Genomic DNA, 15,432 nt, shown 5'->3' with positions numbered 1-15,432 from the left:
GTGCGGAACTACTTGATGCGGGTGCCCGTGGAGCGCAGGTTGGCGCACGCCTCGGTGATCCGCGCGGCCATGCCGGCCTCGGCGAGCTTGCCCCAGGTGCGCGGGTCGTACTGCTTCTTCGCACCGACCTCGCCGTCGACCTTGAGGACGCCGTCGTAGTTCTGGAACATGTGGGCGACGACGGGACGCGTGAACGCGTACTGGGTGTCGGTGTCGATGTTCATCTTGACGACGCCGTTCTCCAGCGCGGTCGCGATCTCCTCGACGGTGGAGCCCGAGCCGCCGTGGAACACGAAGTCGAACGGGTCCTGCTGGCCGAACTTGGCGGCGACGCCCTCCTGGAGGTCCTTCAAGAGCTCCGGACGGAGGACGACGTTGCCCGGCTTGTACACGCCGTGCACGTTGCCGAAGGACGCGGCGAGCAGGTAGCGGCCCTTCTCGCCCAGGCCCAGGGCCTCGGCGGTGCGGATCGCGTCGTCGACGGTGGTGTACAGCTCGTCGTTGATCTCGTGGGTGACGCCGTCCTCCTCGCCGCCGGTCGGGGTGATCTCGACCTCAAGGATGATCTTGGCGGCGGCGGCCTTGGCCAGCAGCTCCTGGCCGATGGCGAGGTTGTCCGCGAGGGTCTCCGCGGAACCGTCCCACATGTGGGACTGGAACAGCGGGTTCACGCCGCGCGAGACCCGCTCGGCGGAGATGTCGATGAGCGGCCGGACGTAGGTGTCCAGCTTGTCCTTCGGGCAGTGGTCGGTGTGCAGCGCGACCGTGATGTCGTACTTGGCGGCGACGATGTGCGCGAACTCGGCGAGCGCGACCGCGCCGGTCACCATGTCCTTGCTGTACTGCCCGCCCGCGAACTCCGCGCCACCGGTGGAGATCTGGATGATGCCGTCGCTCTCGGCCTCCGCGAAACCACGGAGGGCGGCGTGCAGGGTCTGCGACGAGGTCACGTTGATGGCCGGGTAGGCGAACTTGCCTGCCTTCGCCCGGTCGAGCATCTCGTTGTAGACCTCGGGGGTTGCGATGGGCATCTGTCCGCTCCTCGATGCTGTGCGGGATGTGGTTCTGACCGACCCCGACCTAGGTACTCCGGACCCGGACACCGCCGCGTCGTCAGGCGCTGCTCCGGGGTGGCGACGTCATCGTCGTACCCATCCTTCCAGATGCGGAAGGCCACCCCAGTCCGGGGTGTCCCGGCGAAACCGGGTCACACCGGACACAGCAGTCACTCGGGCGGTGCGACGGGGTCAGTCGAGGCCCAGCTCGTCCTTGCCGAAGGCGTACAGGTACGGCACCGAGGCCCCTGCGGTGATCTTCTCGGCGGCGCCCGTCGCCCGGTCCACGATGGTGGCGACGGCGACCACCTCGGCGCCCGCCGCGCGCACCGCCTCGACGGCGGTGAGCGGGGAACCGCCGGTGGTCGAGGTGTCCTCCACCACCAGGACGCGACGCCCCTTGATGTCCGGGCCCTCCACCTGGCGCTGCATGCCGTGCGCCTTGGCGGCCTTGCGGACCACGAACGCGTCGAGCCGCTGACCGCGGGCCGCGGCGGCGTGCAGCATCGAGGCGGCGACCGGGTCGGCGCCCATGGTGAGCCCGCCGACCGCGTCGAAGTCCAGGTCGGCCGTGAGGTCGAGCATCACCGAGCCGACGAGGGGCGCGGCCTCGCCGTCCAGGGTGACCCTGCGCAGGTCGATGTAGTAGTCGGCCTCGATACCCGAGGAGAGGGTCACCTTGCCGTGGACCACGGCCTTGTCCTTGATCTGCTTCAGCAGGGCGTTTCGTGCGTCGCTCATGCCGCCAGCTTAGGCCGGGCCCCGGGGTGCGCCGCGCGCTCCGGGGCCCGGCCGCCGGCTCACGGGCGGCGCCAGGTCCAGGTGGTGGTGGCCTCCAGCGGCTGCACCGGGGTGACGAGCCGGGGGGCGGTGTTCAGGCCGTTCGGGGGGCCGGTCTGCGGCTCCACGCACACGGCGGCCTCCTGCTCGTCGTACACCACCACCCACTGTTCGCGGGAGGTGACGGTGAGGTCGAGGCGGCCCGGCCAGCTCAGGGTGACGTCCACCCCGTCGGGCATGCCGAAGCAGTCGTCCCACGGGCCGGGCAACGGGTCGATGCGGCGTCCGGTCGGCAGGTGGTCGGCGCCCCGCTCCTCCTGCCAGGCGGCGTCGAACGCGATCTGAACGGGGGCGCCGTCCGGTTCGAGCTGCCGGTTGAACCAGGGGTGCCAACCGACCTGCGCGGGGAAGGACGAGTCGTACGTCTCCACGGCGAGGCCCAGCGTCAGCGAGTCGGGGGTCAGTTCGACCGTCTGCGTGACGAGCCCGGGGTACGGCCACGGTTCGGCCAGCTGGTGGGTGATGACGGCGCGGTCGGCGGTGAGGCTGTTGCGGGCGGTGCGCCAGGCGCCGTCCCGGGCGGTGCCGTGGATGGCGTGCGGGGCGGCGTTCAACGGCATCTGGTGGACCTCGGCGCCGTCCCGGAACCGTCCGTCGCGGATGCGTCCGCACCAGGGCACCATCGGGAACGAACCGTAGCGCTCGCCCTGGCGCAGCAGCTCCGTCCCGTCGATCCGCAGACTCCCGATCCGGCCGCCGTCGCCCGGCAGCACGGTCACCTCCGCGTCGCCCGCGGTCAGCGTGATCTTGTCGTTGCTCACGGTCCGACCCTACGGTCAGCGGTCACCGTCGCCGGCGCAGGGCCCGTCCCACGACGATCGCGGTGGCCACCGCCAGGGCGGCGGCGGGCGCGGCCCAGCGCAGGGTGGCACCCTGGGCGGTGGCCTCCGGCGCGGGCACGGGGGCGTACCGTCCGCGCGGGGGCGCGTGGTCCACTTCCTCGGCGCTGCGGCCGATCATCGTGCGCCGGGCGTGCGCGGCCTCCACGGGCGGGGCGTCGGCGTGCGCGACGTCCAGCCCTTCGAGGTCCCCGACGCTTCCGCCGCCCTCGATGTCCTCGATGTTCTTGATGTCCTCGATCCCCTGGTCCTCGGGGGCCTCGTCGACGCCGTCGGTGTCTTCCGCGGTGCCGGCGTCGGGCTCGTCCTCGGCGTCCGCGGGTTCGCCCCCGCCGTCCCCGTCGGTGCCGTCGGTGCCGTCGGCCCAGGTGCTGGGTTCGACGCCGACGAACTCCGGGTCGGGGGCCGTGGGCCGCGCGTCCGTCCCGGCGGCGGCGCTCGGGTCGTCGCCGTCGGACGCCCCGGCCCCGCTGTCGACCGCGTCCGCGCCGAGCTCGGTCGTCAGCGCCTCGGCGAACCGGTTCAGCAGCCGTACGCCCGCGGACTCCAGCGCGTCCGCGGCGAGCTCCGCGGCCCGGCCGTCCCCGCTGCCGGTGACGGTGAAGACCGCGTTGGTCCCCTCCCCGGTGGGCGTCAGGGTCACCGTGACCGTGACGTCCACGGCGCCCGTGCCGCGCACCTCCGTGCCCTCGGCCCGGACAGTGACGCCCTCGGGGTCGCCCGGGTCCTCGGGGGGACCGCCGATCCGGAAGGCGCCCCGGTACGTGATGGTGGTGCCGCCGGCGCGCAGCTTGAGCCGGCCCGTGCCGGGTGCGTCCCCGGCGTCCTGTTGGAAGCCCGGGACCGCACGGGTCACCGTCGTCGGGTCGGCGAGCGCCGCGCGCAGAGGTTCTACCCCGAGCGGAAGGAACACCTCGTGCTTCATGGCACCCGAGCGTACCGACGTCCTCCGCCCCGGGCCGCCGGACCGCCGGATCGGTTCCCCCGGATCGGGTGCCGGGCGCGTCCGGGAACCCTCAGGCGTACCGCGGGTGGACCAGGGTGGAGACGGACGCCCCGGCCGGCCGCTCGCGTGCCGCGCGCCGCACCGCGTCCGCGAGCGCCCGGGCGGTGAGCGCGGTGGGCGGCGCCCCGGGGGTCCTCGGGCGGACCGCGGCGGGCGGTGCGCCGGGGGTCGGCGCCCGGCGCCCGGCCAGGACGACCGCCCAGCCGCGCACCCCCGCCGCGGGCGAGGCGTACGGGACGGTCCGCAGCCCGGCGGCCCGTACGGTCGCCTCGACGGTCCAGAACGTGCGCGGGCCCTGGGCGCCGTCCTCCGGGCCGCCCGCCCGGACGGCCAGCCGTCCGCCGTCCGCGAGCATCCTGCGGGCCAGTTCGTAGAACTCCCGGGAGTACAGCTTGGCGCTCTCGACCCGGCCGGGCCCGGGCAGATCGCAGATCACCACGTCGTAGCGGCCCCGCCCGGCCGGCCCCGCCCGGCCCGCGCGCAGCCAGTCGAAGACGTCCGCCGTGGTGGTCCGGACCCGCGGATCGTGCAGGGCGCCGCCGTTGAGGGCGGTGAGCGCCGGATCGGTACGGGCCAACCGGACGAGACCGGCGTCGGGTTCCACCAGGTCGAGCCGGCGGACCCCCGGGTGCGCGAGGACCTGGCGGGCCGCCAGCCCGTCGCCGCCGCCCAGGACCAGCACCCGGGCGTGCGGCGCGGCCAACGCGGGCCGCACCAGGGCCTCGTAGGGCTCGTGGGAGCGGGGGGCGTCCCCCGCGGCGAACCGCGGCCGGCCGTCGACGTAGAGGTGCACGGGACGGTCGCCGCCGCCGGTGAGGACCACCTCCTGCTGTCCGGTCCAGGCGGTGGAGCGCACGTCGTCCCCGTACATCGTGCGCCGCGCGGTCCGTTCGAAGTCGTCGACGAGGAGGGCCGCGGCGGCGAGCAGCGCCAGGGCGATGACGTTGGCGGCGAGCACCAGGCGGCGGGCCCGTCGGGTCAGGTCCCGGTGGAACAGCCCGAGGACCAGCAGCCCGCCCGCGACGGCGTTCACCACGCCGGTCAGCAGCGTCCCCGTGAGCTGGCCGAACACGGGCAGCAGCAGGAACGGGAAGGCCAACCCGCCGACCAGGGCGCCCACGTAGTCGGCGGCGAACAGGTCGGCGACGGCGCCGCTGGCGTCCTGGCGCCGGATGCGCTGGATGAGGACCATCAACAGGGGCACCTCGGCGCCGATGAGCACCCCCATCGCGAGGGAGAACCCGACGAGCAGCACCCGGTGGTCCTGCGCCCAGGCCGCGGGCCCGCCGCCCGCTCCGGCTCCGGGGCCGCCCGTCCAGGTGAACGCCGCGTAGAGGGCCATGCCGCTGCACCCGCCGATCAGGGCGAGGACGGCTTCGATGAGCCCGAAGCCGACCGCGGCCCGGCTGCGCAACCGTTTCGCGGCGAGCGAGCCGAGGCCCATCGCGAAGACCATCACGGACAGCACCAGGGACGCCTGGGTGACCGAATCGCCCCACAAGGAGGAGGCCACGGCCAGCAGTTCGAGTTCGTAGGCGAGCCCGCAGGCCGCGCAGACGAACACGCCCACCAGGACGAGGAACCGGGCCGCGCCCGCGGGAACGGGCAGCGGTGTCCGGCCTTCCGCTCGGGGGGACGCACCGGGCGGAACGGCGACCGGGACCGGCGGGGGCGATTCGATCACGTTGCGACGGTACGTCACCGTTTCACCAGGGCTGGTCACCCACACGTGTGGACCTGCGGTGGGCGAGCTGTCGTCCCGGACCCCGACCCGGACCCGGCCCGGACGCCGCGCGCCTAGAGCGTGGCGGCGACCCGTACGCCCACCCGGGTACGGGTCGCGACGAGTTGGCCGTCCTGCGGGTACGCGTGCCAAGTCCGCCAGTGCACATGGCCGTTGTGGAGCTGGGCGAGCATCGCCGTGAAGGCGTGCGGATCGCCGGGGAAGACTCCCGCGAGACCGTTGGGGTGGTCCGAGACGAGCGCGATGAGTTCCTGCGCCCGACCGGCGAACTGCCCGCCGGACAGGGTCTCGACGCGGGCCGCGAACTCGTACTCCCAGTCGCCGACCCGCTCCGCCACTCCGAGCGGGAGGGGGGTGCTGCTGCCGGGGATGCAGGCGACCGTCTCCGAACAGGTGCCGCGCTCCTCCTCCAGCAGGACCTGGTGGGACGCGCCGAGCAGGCGCAACTGGAGCTTGGCGCCGGACAGTTCTAGGTCGAGGGTGGCCAGGGCGGGCAGCGGCTCCCGGCCCAGCGCCCAGGCGAGGTCGGTGGCACTGGTGTCGGTGTAGGAGGTTTTCAGGGTCGTGAGCATGGGTCGGCTCCGCTAGCACACAAAGGGAGAGGGGGCCGGCGGGGCGCCCGCGGTGGGCGCGGGGGATACGGTCCGGAGCGGTTCCGGGCGATCTGCATGCCGGCTCGTGCCCACGAGGTGTCCGAGGGCTGCGTTGACGTTAAGAGGGAATCATGAACTTCAGCGCCACCACAGCGTTTTTACCCAAGTTCATGCGCATTCCATCCCCCAGAGGGCTGCCCTGCTCACGTGTTCAACCGCCGTTGCGGGAACCGGTGATGACGGAACGACACTCATGGGACGGACGGTGCGCGACGGGCTCCCGGACCGGGGAGTGCACCGAGTTCGCACGCCCCCCTCACGCATCGGGCGCCTTCTGCCGGGCCGGACACGGCGCAGCGCCCGCCGGCCGGAGCCGACGGGCGTTGCACGGTGTGCGCGGGCGGACGGACCAGCTGCCCCGTGTCAGCTGCCTCCGCCCCCGCCGCACCCACCCCCGCCCCCACCGCAGGATGAGGAACTCCCACCGCAGGAAGACCCGCCGCTGGAGCAGGAGTGCCCGCCCCCGCCCCCGCCCCCGTGGTTGGTGCTGCTGCTGCCCGTGTACCAGCTGCGGCTGTTGCGCCGCGCCGGACGCTGGGTCCTGCTGGCGGTGATCACCGCGATGGCCGCGATCACCACGACTCCCGTGATGACCAGGATGCCCACGACCATGACTCCCCCTCCCTGACCCCGCGCGCGGGGCCCTGCCGGGGTGGTCCGCCGCCGACCGGCGACGCCCGCCCCGGGCGCGTTGTACGTTTCGCGCCGATTCTGACTGTTCCCCCGTGAGCGGCCCCGGGGAGGGGCCCGCTCGCCGTGTGCAACGGAGATGCCCCCGCCGGGGACGGGCCAAAGCGGAGTTGAGGAAGTCCAGAGGTTCGGCGCAGGATGGCGCCCATGACCTCGTCCCCCGGCCCCGCCGCCCGCCCGCTGCTCAACCGCCGCCTCGCCGAGTTCGGCACGACGATCTTCGCCGAGATGTCCGCGCTGGCCGCCCGGACCGGGGCGATCAACCTCGGCCAGGGCTTCCCCGACACGGACGGGCCCGAGTCGGTGCGGGAGGCGGCGGTCCGGGCGCTGCGCGACGGTCGGGGCAACCAGTACCCGCCGGGCGACGGCGTGCCGGAGCTGCGCACCGCGATCGCCGCGCACCAGGCCGACCGCTACGGGCTGGCGTACGACCCCGGCACCGAGGTGCTGGTCACGACCGGCGCCACGGAGGCCATCGCGGCGTCCCTGCTGGCCCTGGTGGAGCCCGGGGACGAGGTGGTGGCCCTGGAGCCGTACTACGACTCGTACGCCGCGAGCATCGCGCTGGCGGGTGGCACCCGGGTCCCGGTCACCCTGCGCCCCCGGGACGGCCGGTTCCGGCTGGACCTGGACGAGCTGCGGGCCGCCGTGACCCCGCGCACCCGGCTGCTGCTGATCAACACCCCGCACAACCCGACGGGCACGGTGCTGACCCGGGACGAGCTGACCGAGATCGCCCGCCTCGCCGTGGAACGGGACCTCCTCGTCCTCACGGACGAGGTGTACGAACACCTGGTCTTCGCCGAGCCGGCGGGTTCGGCGGACGGGGGCGAGGGGGCGGACGGGGGCGAGGGGGCGGACGGGGGCGAGGGGGCCGACGCCGGGAGGCACGTTCCGCTGGCCACGCTGCCGGGGATGCGCGAGCGCACGCTGACGATCTCCTCCGCGGGCAAGACCTTCTCCTTCACCGGCTGGAAGGTCGGCTGGGTCACCGGTCCGCCCCCGCTGGTCGCCGCCGTCCGCTCGGCGAAGCAGTTCCTCACCTACGTGTCGGGGGGCCCGTTCCAGTACGCGGTCGCCGAGGCCCTGTCCCTGCCGCGCGCGTACTTCGACGGGCTGCGCACCGAACTGCGGGCCAAGCGGGACCTGCTCGCCCGGGGCCTGACCGAGGCGGGCTTCGAGGTGTACCTCCCCGCCGGCACGTACTTCATCACCACCGACGTCCGCCCCCTCGGCGAGCGGGACGGCTTCGCGTTCTGCCGCGCCCTGCCCGAGCGCGCGGGCGTCGTCGCCATCCCGAACGCCGTCTTCTACGACGACCGGGAGGCGGGCGCGCCGTTCGTGCGGTTCGCGTTCTGCAAGCGCGAGGAGGTCCTGCGCGAGGCCGTCCACCGCCTCAAGCGCCTCACCGCCTGAGCCCGTGCGGGTGCGTCGTGGTCACCCACGCAGTTCCCCGCGCCCCTAACGGGGCGTCCCAGTGGACGGGTCCCGGCGGGCGGGCGGAACTGCGACGACGAGGCGCGCCCCATCAGGGCCGCGGGGAACTGCGCAACGCCACCCGTGCGCCGGATCGGGTGGGCCTGGACGGAGCCCCGCCGGGGTTTCGGGTCGCTGCGGGTGCGTCGTGGTCACCCACGCAGTTCCCCGCGCCCCTAACGGGGCGTCCCAGTGGACGGGTCCCGGCGGGCGGGCGGATCCGCGACGACGAGACGTGCCCCGGCAGGGGCGCGGGGAACTGCGCAACGCACCAGCGCACCCGCACACGCAAGCGCAGGCCCACCAGGACGCACCCGGAGGGGACGCGGGCCGACGCCACCCGTGCGCCGGATCGGGTGGGCCTGGACGGGACCCCGCCGCGCCTCGGCCACCGGACGGGGCGCGGGGCGCCAAGGTTCCCGTGTGAGCCACCCCAGCACCCTCGCACCCCCGGCCCCCCGGCCCCCCGCCGCCGGGCCGGACCTCCCCCGCCCCCTGCGGCCCCTGCGGCGCCTGTGGCGGTCACAGCGGCTACCGCCGGTCGTCTCCGCGCTCGGACTGTTCGCCGCGGTCCGGCTCGCCGGCGTGCTCGCGGTCGCCGTCGCCGCCTTCGCGACGGACCGGCCGGTGCTCCGGATGCTCGGCCGGTCCTGGGACTCCGCCTGGTACCTGGGGATCGCGGTGTACGGCTACGGGCACCGGACCACCCACTACCGACCCGGGGTCGTCTTCAGCGACCTGGCGTTCTTCCCGCTGTACCCGGGGCTGGTGCGCGGGGTGGAGACCGTGTTGCCGGTGTCCTGGGGCGCGGCGGGACTCCTGGTGGCGTGGACCGCCGCGGCAGCCGCGGCCTGCGGCATCTTCACCCTCGGCAGCCATCTGTACGGCCGGCCCACCGGAGTGGTCCTGGTGCTGCTGTGGGGAGTGCTCCCGCATTCCGTGGTGCTGTCGATGGCGTACACCGAGCCCCTGCTGACCGCGTGCGCCGCCTGGGCGCTGTACGCGGCGCTCACCGGACGCTGGGTGTGGGCGGGCGCCCTGGCCGCGCTGGCCGGGCTGTCCCGGCCCAACGGGTTCGCGGTGGCGGCGGCGGTGCTGGCCGCGGCGGCCCACGAGCTGTGGCGCCGTCACCGGGAGGCACACCCGCGCAAGGTCGGGGCGCGCGGGCCGCGGCCGGGGGAGGCGGGCGTACGGGGGGCGGGAGCGCGGGCGTGCGGGGCGCAGGGGCGCAGCTCCGTCCACAGGCTGTGGACGGGGGCGCTGCTCGCGCCCGCCGGCTGGTGCGGGTACGTCCTGTGGGTGGGTCAGCGCCGGGGCGACCCGCTCGGCGGCTACTTCGACGTGCAACGGGACTGGGGTTCCCGCTTCGACTTCGGGCAGGGCGCGTTCGCCTTCGTCGGCGTGGTGCTGGCCCGGACCAGCAAGTTCGTGTACCCGATGGCGCTGCTGATCGTGCTGCTGGCGGTGCTGCTCTTCGTGCTGCTGCTGGTCGAACGGACGCCGTTGCCGCTGGTCGTCTACTCCGGGGTGCTGCTGGCGGTGGCCCTCGGCGGCGCCGGGTTCTTCGAGTCCAAGCCGAGGTTCCTGCTGCCCGCCTTCCCGCTGCTGATCCCGTTGGCGCGGGCGCTGGCCCGCACGGCGAGAGCCCGGCCGGGACCCGCGATCGTGGTGATCGCGTTCCTGACCGGGCTCTCCCTGTCCTACGGGGCGTTCTTGATCGCCTTCGGCCGCGCCCCCTTGTGACGGGCGGGGCGGACGGGGCGGACGAGACGGGCGGGGCGACCGACTACTTGTCGTCGCCGCCGTCGGCGTCGTCGCCGGAACCCTCGGCGGAGTCGACGTCCTTCTCCAGGCCCAGGTGCTCGACCAGCCAGCGGTCGAACTCGATCGCGGCGCGCACCCAGCTCACCGTGGAGGAGACGAAGTGCTCCAGGCTCACGCCGGTGCCGATGAGCATCTGCGCCTCACCGATCAGCCGGACGGTGCCGTCGTCGTGCGTGTGGCTGTAGACCTTGGGCCACAGCGTGCGCCGGTTCCAGTCGTCGATGGACTCCAGCAGCGCCGGCTTGTCCTCGATGGCGTGCGCCCGGTCGTAGAACGTCCGCACGGAGAAGACCTGCTGCTCGTCCTCGCCGCGGAACATGAAGTACGTGCGGAACTCCTCCCACGGCGCCGCGAGGTCACCCTCGTCGTCGACGACGTACTTCAGCTCCATCTGCTCCAGGAGCTGCTTCACGAGGTCCTGATCCGGAACGACGGGGCCGGCCGGCCCGCCGGGCTGCGGCTCGGGCTGGCCCCCGAAGTTCGGAATCGAGGACGGGTCGATGCTCACCGTGTATTTCCCTTCGAACGGATTGAGTCATCCTCCCTCATGCCGGGCGGGTACTGGCAACCCCCGCCCGGTTGGCTTTGCGCGTCCGTGGCCGAATTCGGCCACCGGGCCCCCTCGGGGTTCGCTCAGAGCGTCTTTCCGCCCGTCGCGGACCCCTCCCGCGGAGCCTCGGAATGCGCCGTTCCGCCCGGCTCGGCCGTTCCGTCCGGATCAGCCGTTCCGTCGGGCGCCCCGCCGGCGCGGCCCACGAGCAGGCCGTCCCCGAAGACGTCGACCCGGACGGTGTCGCCGTCGCGGACCTCGCCCGCGAGGATCTCCCGGGCGAGCCGGTCCCCGATCGCGGTCTGCACCAGCCGGCGCAGCGGCCGGGCACCGTACGCGGGGTCGTTGCCCTCCTCGGCGAGCCAGGCGAGCGCCTCCTCGCTCACCTCCAGTGTGAGCCGTCGCTCGGCCAGCCGCCCGGCGAGCCGACCGACCTGGAGGCGGGCGATCCGGGTCAGCTCCTCCCGGCCCAGCGCCGTGAACACCACCAGGTCGTCCAGACGGTTCAGGAACTCCGGCTTGAAGGAGGCCCGGACCACGTCGAGGACCTGGCGCCGCTTCTCGTCCTCGCCGGTCAGCGGGTCCACCAGGTACTGGCTGCCGAGGTTGGAGGTGAGGATGAGGATGGTGTTGCGGAAGTCGACCGTGCGGCCCTGGCCGTCGGTGAGCCGCCCGTCGTCGAGGACCTGGAGCAGCACGTCGAAGACCTCGGGGTGCGCCTTCTCCACCTCGTCCAGCAGGACGACGCTGTACGGGCGCCGGCGCACCGCCTCGGTGAGCTGGCCGCCCTCCTCGTAGCCCACGTAGCCGGGGGGCGCGCCGACGAGCCGGGCCACGCTGTGCTTCTCGCCGTACTCGGACATGTCGATGCGGACCATGGCCCGCTCGTCGTCGAAGAGGAAGTCCGCCAGCGCCTTCGCCAGCTCCGTCTTGCCGACCCCGGTCGGGCCGAGGAACAGGAACGAGCCGGTGGGCCGGTCGGGGTCGGCGATGCCGGCCCGGGTGCGGCGCACCGCGTCGGCCACCGCGCGCACCGCCTCGGCCTGCCCGATCAGGCGCCGGCCGAGCTCCTCCTCCATCCTCAGCAGCTTCTGCGTCTCCCCTTCGAGCAACCGTCCGGCCGGAATTCCCGTCCACGCACCCACCACGTCGGCGATGTCGTCGGGGCCGACCTCCTCCTTGACCATGGTGTCCCGGGCCGCCTGCTGCTCGGCCGCCGACGCCTCCGCCAGGTCCCGTTCCAGGTCGGGGATCTCCCCGTAGAGCAGCTTGGAGGCGGTGTCGAAGTCACCGTCGCGCTGGGCCCGTTCGGCCTGTCCGCGCAGGTCGTCGAGGCGTTCCTTCAGCTCGCCGACCCGGTTGAGGGACTGCTTCTCCTTCTCCCAGCGGGCGGTCAGCCCCCGCAGCTCCTCCTCCTTGTCGGCGAGGTCGCGGCGCAGCTTCTCCAGGCGCTGGCGGCTGGCCGGATCGGTCTCCTTGGCGAGGGCCAGCTCCTCCATGCGCAGCCGGTCGACGGCCCGCTGGAGCTCGTCGATCTCGACGGGCGAGGAGTCGATCTCCATCCGCAGTCGGGACGCGGCCTCGTCCACCAGGTCGATGGCCTTGTCCGGCAGGAACCGGGAGGTGATGTACCGGTCGGAGAGGGTGGCGGCGGCGACCAGCGCACTGTCCGCGATCTGCACCTTGTGGTGAGCCTCGTAGCGGCCCTTGAGCCCGCGCAGGATGGCGACGGTGTCCTCGACGGTCGGCTCGGCGACCAGCACCTGCTGGAAGCGGCGTTCCAGCGCGGGGTCCTTCTCGATCCGCTCGCGGTACTCGTCCAGCGTGGTCGCGCCGACCATGCGCAGCTCACCGCGGGCGAGCATCGGCTTCAGCATGTTGCCGGCGTCCATCGCGGAGTCACCGCCGGCGCCCGCACCGACGACGGTGTGCAGCTCGTCGATGAAGGTGATGATCTGCCCGTCGCTGTCCTTGATCTCGGCGAGGACGGTCTTCAGGCGCTCCTCGAACTCGCCCCGGTACTTCGCCCCGGCGACCATCGCCCCGAGGTCCAGCGACACCAGCCGCTTGTTCTTCAGCGACTCGGGCACGTCGCCCTTGACGATGCGCTGGGCGAGCCCCTCCACCACGGCGGTCTTGCCGACGCCCGGCTCACCGATCAGCACGGGGTTGTTCTTGGTGCGGCGGGACAGCACCTGGACGACCCGGCGGATCTCCTGGTCCCGGCCGATGACCGGGTCGAGCTTGCCGTCCCGGGCGGCGGCCGTGAAGTCGGTGCCGAACTTCTCCAGGGCCTTGTACGAGCCCTCCGGATCCGGTGTGGTCACGCGGCGCCCTCCCCTGTTCTCCTCGAAGGCGGCCAGCAGCTTCTTCGCCGTCGCGCCCTGCTCGCCCAGGATCTCACCGGCCCGGCCGCCCTTCGCGGCGAGGCCGATCAGCAGGTGCTCGGTGGAGAGGTACTCGTCGCCCAGGTCCTTCGCCCGCTGCGCGGCGTCGGTGATGACGGCCAGCGTCTCGCGGCTGGGCTGCGGGGGCGCGACGGTGGACCCGGTCACGCTGGGCAGCTCGGCGAGCAGCCGCTCGGCGCCGGCGCGCACCGCCGCCTGGTCGGCTTCCACCGCGGCCAGCAGGTCGATGATGTTCTCGGCGGGGCGGGTGCCGTCCCCGTCGAGCAGGGCGAGCAGTAGGTGTGCGGGGGTGAGGTCCGGGTGCCCCCCGGCGACGGCGCGGCTGCTCGCCGCGTTGAGGGCGTCCCTGCTCCGGTTCGTCAGCTCGGCGTCCACGTGCGCTGTCTCCTCCTGTCGCTCGTACCTGACCTAACCAACTTACACAAAGTTGAGCCTATTCCACTCACCCCGGAGGACGACGAACGCCCCGGCCCGGTGAAGGGCGCGGGGCGCAGCGTGACGGGCGGGGGGACGACGACAGCGGCGCCACCGTGTTTCAGGTCCACGGTGGCGCCGCTGCGGGGGGAAGTACCCGAGGCGATCTATAACGACGGGGGAATCGCCTCAGGCACTGCGGGGGGTGGCGGAGATGGTCGTCGGGGTGTCGTGCAACGGAGTGTCGCGGTCCACCAGTTGTTCATGGTCGCGCTGGTCGAGATTGACGAAGATCATCCCGTATCGGATGGCGCACCGAACGGGCCGTGGTGCGCCCCGCGGCCTGCGCAGACAGCGGTACGCGCGGACGTCCTCGTCCTCGTCCCGCACGACGACGACCGGCTCCCCGAACAGGGTGACCATGAGTGAGTCACCCTGGTGGGGAATGGCCGTGACCAGGTCGATGAAGTGCCATCCGGAGCGGTAGGCGGTGGCCATCTCGCGCCGGAAGGAACGATCGTCGGGCGGCGTGCTCATGATCCCCAGCCGGTGTCGGCGGGCTTGCTGATGACGGGGCCGCCCTTGGTCGGGACGAACGTGCCCCAACCGGTGTCGGCCGGGGCGAAGGTGCCCCAGCCCGTGTCGGCGGGCCTGACGGTGGCCGAACCGCTCTTGGTCGGGGCGACCGGGCCCCAACCGGTGTCGGCGTGAGCGGTCGTGGCACCGAGTGCGCCCGCGGCCACCACCACGGAGAAAGTCGCCAGCACTGAGCGAAGCATTCTCTTGAACATAGTCGGCTTCGTCCTCACCTGATGAGTCCTCTCCCCCGGTGCAACAAGACGATGGCTCATTCAGGCACGTCAACACCACTGAAGCGATGCATCATGTTCCTGCACGTTCAAGACCCTGGGGGGTGGAGATTTGCCCATAACCAACACACATCCGACACATCACCACTCCATGGCCGAGCTGTGCGCCGAGGGAGGGCAGCTCTACGCCAGCGCACTGAGTGCCGGAAGAATCGCCCGGGCGGAGGTTACGGCCGCCCCGTGCCTCCTGGAATTCGCGCTACTCCACCCGGATCCGGACGATGCGAACTGGCTACGGCCCGTCCCCCCGTCGGTGGCGCTGGCCCAACGGCTGCATCCCATAGAAAGGGAGATCCTGGACAGGCGGCGGCTGTCCATCGAACTGACCGAATCATTTGAGCCGTTCATGGCCATCAGTGCGCAGAGCCCGGCACCCACCCATGCGATCACCGTGCTCGAAGGGATCGACCGGATCAACGCGGCACTGAACGTCGCCACCGCCGAGGTCCGCTCGGAGGTGCTCACCATCCAGCCGGGCGGGCGCCGCAGCGAACACATCCTCAGCCAGGCCCTCGAACGCGACCGCCCGCTGACCGACCGGGGCATCCGGATCAGGACCCTCTACCAACACACCGTCCGCCACAGCCAGGGCACCATGGCGTACGTGGACCGGATGGCCGACGGGCTGATCGAGATCCGCACCCTGGAGGAGCTGATCGAGCGGCTCATCGTCTGCGACGACACCGTGGCCTTCATCCCCGCCGGGACCGACGGCAGCGGCAAGGACGACGTGGCGCTCGAACTGCGCCACCCCGGGCTGGTCCGCTATCTGGTCCGGGTCTTCGAACAGCTGTGGCGGCGCGCGACCCCGCTGCTCGACGAGGTGCCCTACCGGTCCACGCCCGACGGCATCACCGGCGTCCAGCAGTCCATCGCCAAACTCCTGGTCGAGGGGTACGTGGACGAGGCCATCGCACGGCGCCTCGGCATGAACGTCCGCACCTGCCGCGCCCACATCGCCAAGCTCGCCTCCGCGCTCGGCAGCGGCAGCCGGGCCCAGCTCGGCTATCTGATCTCCCGGTCGGGCATGTTGGAGCACGACCAGTGACGGACCGCCCGACCGG

The 15,432-nt window shown here is 72.9% G+C and carries 13 protein-coding genes and 1 pseudogene; 4 read left to right on the top strand and 10 right to left on the bottom strand.

The window, feature by feature from the left end; translation table 11 throughout:
- Window positions 1-8: 8 nt before the first annotated feature.
- The 6 genes from fbaA to ACFYOU_RS17280 form a co-directional block, all read right to left on the bottom strand.
- Window positions 9-1,031 carry a class II fructose-bisphosphate aldolase gene (gene fbaA / locus ACFYOU_RS17305; RefSeq protein WP_385484776.1) on the bottom strand — a complete coding sequence of 341 codons (1,023 nt, stop codon included), beginning with the start codon at window positions 1,029-1,031 and terminating at the stop codon, window positions 9-11.
- A 216-nt stretch (window positions 1,032-1,247) separates the two neighbouring features.
- The gene (gene pyrE, locus ACFYOU_RS17300) at window positions 1,248-1,796 is read right to left on the bottom strand and encodes an orotate phosphoribosyltransferase (protein ID WP_391306556.1); all 549 of its coding nucleotides are present in this window, start codon (window positions 1,794-1,796) and stop codon (window positions 1,248-1,250) included.
- Window positions 1,797-1,855: 59 nt separating this feature from the next.
- Window positions 1,856-2,656 carry an aldose 1-epimerase gene (locus tag ACFYOU_RS17295; protein ID WP_391306555.1) on the bottom strand — a complete coding sequence of 267 codons (801 nt, stop codon included), beginning with the start codon at window positions 2,654-2,656 and terminating at the stop codon, window positions 1,856-1,858.
- Between the two features lie 22 nt (window positions 2,657-2,678).
- Window positions 2,679-3,659, bottom strand: coding sequence for a carbon monoxide dehydrogenase (locus ACFYOU_RS17290; protein WP_391306553.1), 981 nt, complete (start codon window positions 3,657-3,659; stop codon window positions 2,679-2,681).
- Window positions 3,660-3,750: 91 nt separating this feature from the next.
- Window positions 3,751-5,424 (bottom strand): polyamine aminopropyltransferase, encoded by a 1,674-nt coding sequence (locus ACFYOU_RS17285; RefSeq protein ID WP_391306551.1) that lies wholly within the window; start codon window positions 5,422-5,424, stop codon window positions 3,751-3,753.
- A gap of 113 nt (window positions 5,425-5,537) precedes the next feature.
- Complete coding sequence (locus tag ACFYOU_RS17280; protein ID WP_387003355.1) at window positions 5,538-6,056, bottom strand: DUF2617 family protein; 519 nt, start codon at window positions 6,054-6,056, stop codon at window positions 5,538-5,540.
- A gap of 565 nt (window positions 6,057-6,621) precedes the next feature.
- Here ACFYOU_RS17280 and ACFYOU_RS17275 point away from each other — a divergent pair.
- The 3 genes from ACFYOU_RS17275 (at window position 6,622) to ACFYOU_RS17265 (ending at window position 10,046) form a co-directional block, all read left to right on the top strand.
- Complete coding sequence (locus ACFYOU_RS17275) at window positions 6,622-6,765, top strand: hypothetical protein (RefSeq protein ID WP_389764725.1); 144 nt, start codon at window positions 6,622-6,624, stop codon at window positions 6,763-6,765.
- A 200-nt stretch (window positions 6,766-6,965) separates the two neighbouring features.
- Window positions 6,966-8,243, top strand: coding sequence for an aminotransferase class I/II-fold pyridoxal phosphate-dependent enzyme (locus ACFYOU_RS17270; protein ID WP_391306548.1), 1,278 nt, complete (start codon window positions 6,966-6,968; stop codon window positions 8,241-8,243).
- Between the two features lie 483 nt (window positions 8,244-8,726).
- Window positions 8,727-10,046, top strand: coding sequence for a hypothetical protein (locus ACFYOU_RS17265; protein WP_391306546.1), 1,320 nt, complete (start codon window positions 8,727-8,729; stop codon window positions 10,044-10,046).
- A 43-nt stretch (window positions 10,047-10,089) separates the two neighbouring features.
- Here ACFYOU_RS17265 and ACFYOU_RS17260 read toward each other — a convergent pair whose 3' ends face one another.
- From ACFYOU_RS17260 to ACFYOU_RS17245, 4 genes and pseudogenes are all read right to left on the bottom strand, one after another.
- The gene (locus ACFYOU_RS17260) at window positions 10,090-10,635 is read right to left on the bottom strand and encodes a YbjN domain-containing protein (RefSeq protein ID WP_385484796.1); all 546 of its coding nucleotides are present in this window, start codon (window positions 10,633-10,635) and stop codon (window positions 10,090-10,092) included.
- 230 nt (window positions 10,636-10,865) lie between these two features.
- Window positions 10,866-13,460: pseudogene (gene clpB, locus ACFYOU_RS17255) on the bottom strand (ATP-dependent chaperone ClpB); the annotation flags it as partial.
- A 228-nt stretch (window positions 13,461-13,688) separates the two neighbouring features.
- The gene (locus ACFYOU_RS17250; RefSeq protein WP_385484798.1) at window positions 13,689-14,036 is read right to left on the bottom strand and encodes a hypothetical protein; all 348 of its coding nucleotides are present in this window, start codon (window positions 14,034-14,036) and stop codon (window positions 13,689-13,691) included.
- A complete protein-coding gene (locus ACFYOU_RS17245; protein WP_391306544.1) occupies window positions 14,033-14,278 on the bottom strand; it encodes a hypothetical protein in 246 nt (81 codons plus the stop codon). The genes ACFYOU_RS17250 and ACFYOU_RS17245 overlap by 4 nt, the downstream gene beginning before the upstream one ends.
- 181 nt (window positions 14,279-14,459) lie before the next feature.
- Here ACFYOU_RS17245 and ACFYOU_RS17240 point away from each other — a divergent pair, with 181 nt between their 5' ends.
- On the top strand, window positions 14,460-15,416 hold the full coding sequence (locus ACFYOU_RS17240; RefSeq protein WP_387003328.1) for a helix-turn-helix transcriptional regulator: 957 nt from the start codon (window positions 14,460-14,462) through the stop codon (window positions 15,414-15,416).
- Window positions 15,417-15,432: the final 16 nt, after the last annotated feature.

It is taken from the genome of Streptomyces sp. NPDC005955, assembly GCF_042871255.1.
Classification (GTDB): domain Bacteria; phylum Actinomycetota; class Actinomycetes; order Streptomycetales; family Streptomycetaceae; genus Streptomyces.
This window is presented reverse-complemented; position numbering and strand designations above follow the sequence as displayed.

Coding starts and splice junctions, on each gene's coding strand:
- ACFYOU_RS17270 (WP_391306548.1), top strand. CDS start 6,966: ATGGCGCCCATGACCTCGTCCCCCGGCCCCGCCGCCCGCCCGCTGCTC.
- ACFYOU_RS17290 (WP_391306553.1), bottom strand. CDS start 3,659: ATGAAGCACGAGGTGTTCCTTCCGCTCGGGGTAGAACCTCTGCGCGCG.
- fbaA (WP_385484776.1), bottom strand. CDS start 1,031: ATGCCCATCGCAACCCCCGAGGTCTACAACGAGATGCTCGACCGGGCG.
- ACFYOU_RS17280 (WP_387003355.1), bottom strand. CDS start 6,056: ATGCTCACGACCCTGAAAACCTCCTACACCGACACCAGTGCCACCGAC.
- ACFYOU_RS17245 (WP_391306544.1), bottom strand. CDS start 14,278: ATGCTTCGCTCAGTGCTGGCGACTTTCTCCGTGGTGGTGGCCGCGGGC.
- pyrE (WP_391306556.1), bottom strand. CDS start 1,796: ATGAGCGACGCACGAAACGCCCTGCTGAAGCAGATCAAGGACAAGGCC.
- ACFYOU_RS17240 (WP_387003328.1), top strand. CDS start 14,460: ATGGCCGAGCTGTGCGCCGAGGGAGGGCAGCTCTACGCCAGCGCACTG.
- ACFYOU_RS17250 (WP_385484798.1), bottom strand. CDS start 14,036: ATGAGCACGCCGCCCGACGATCGTTCCTTCCGGCGCGAGATGGCCACC.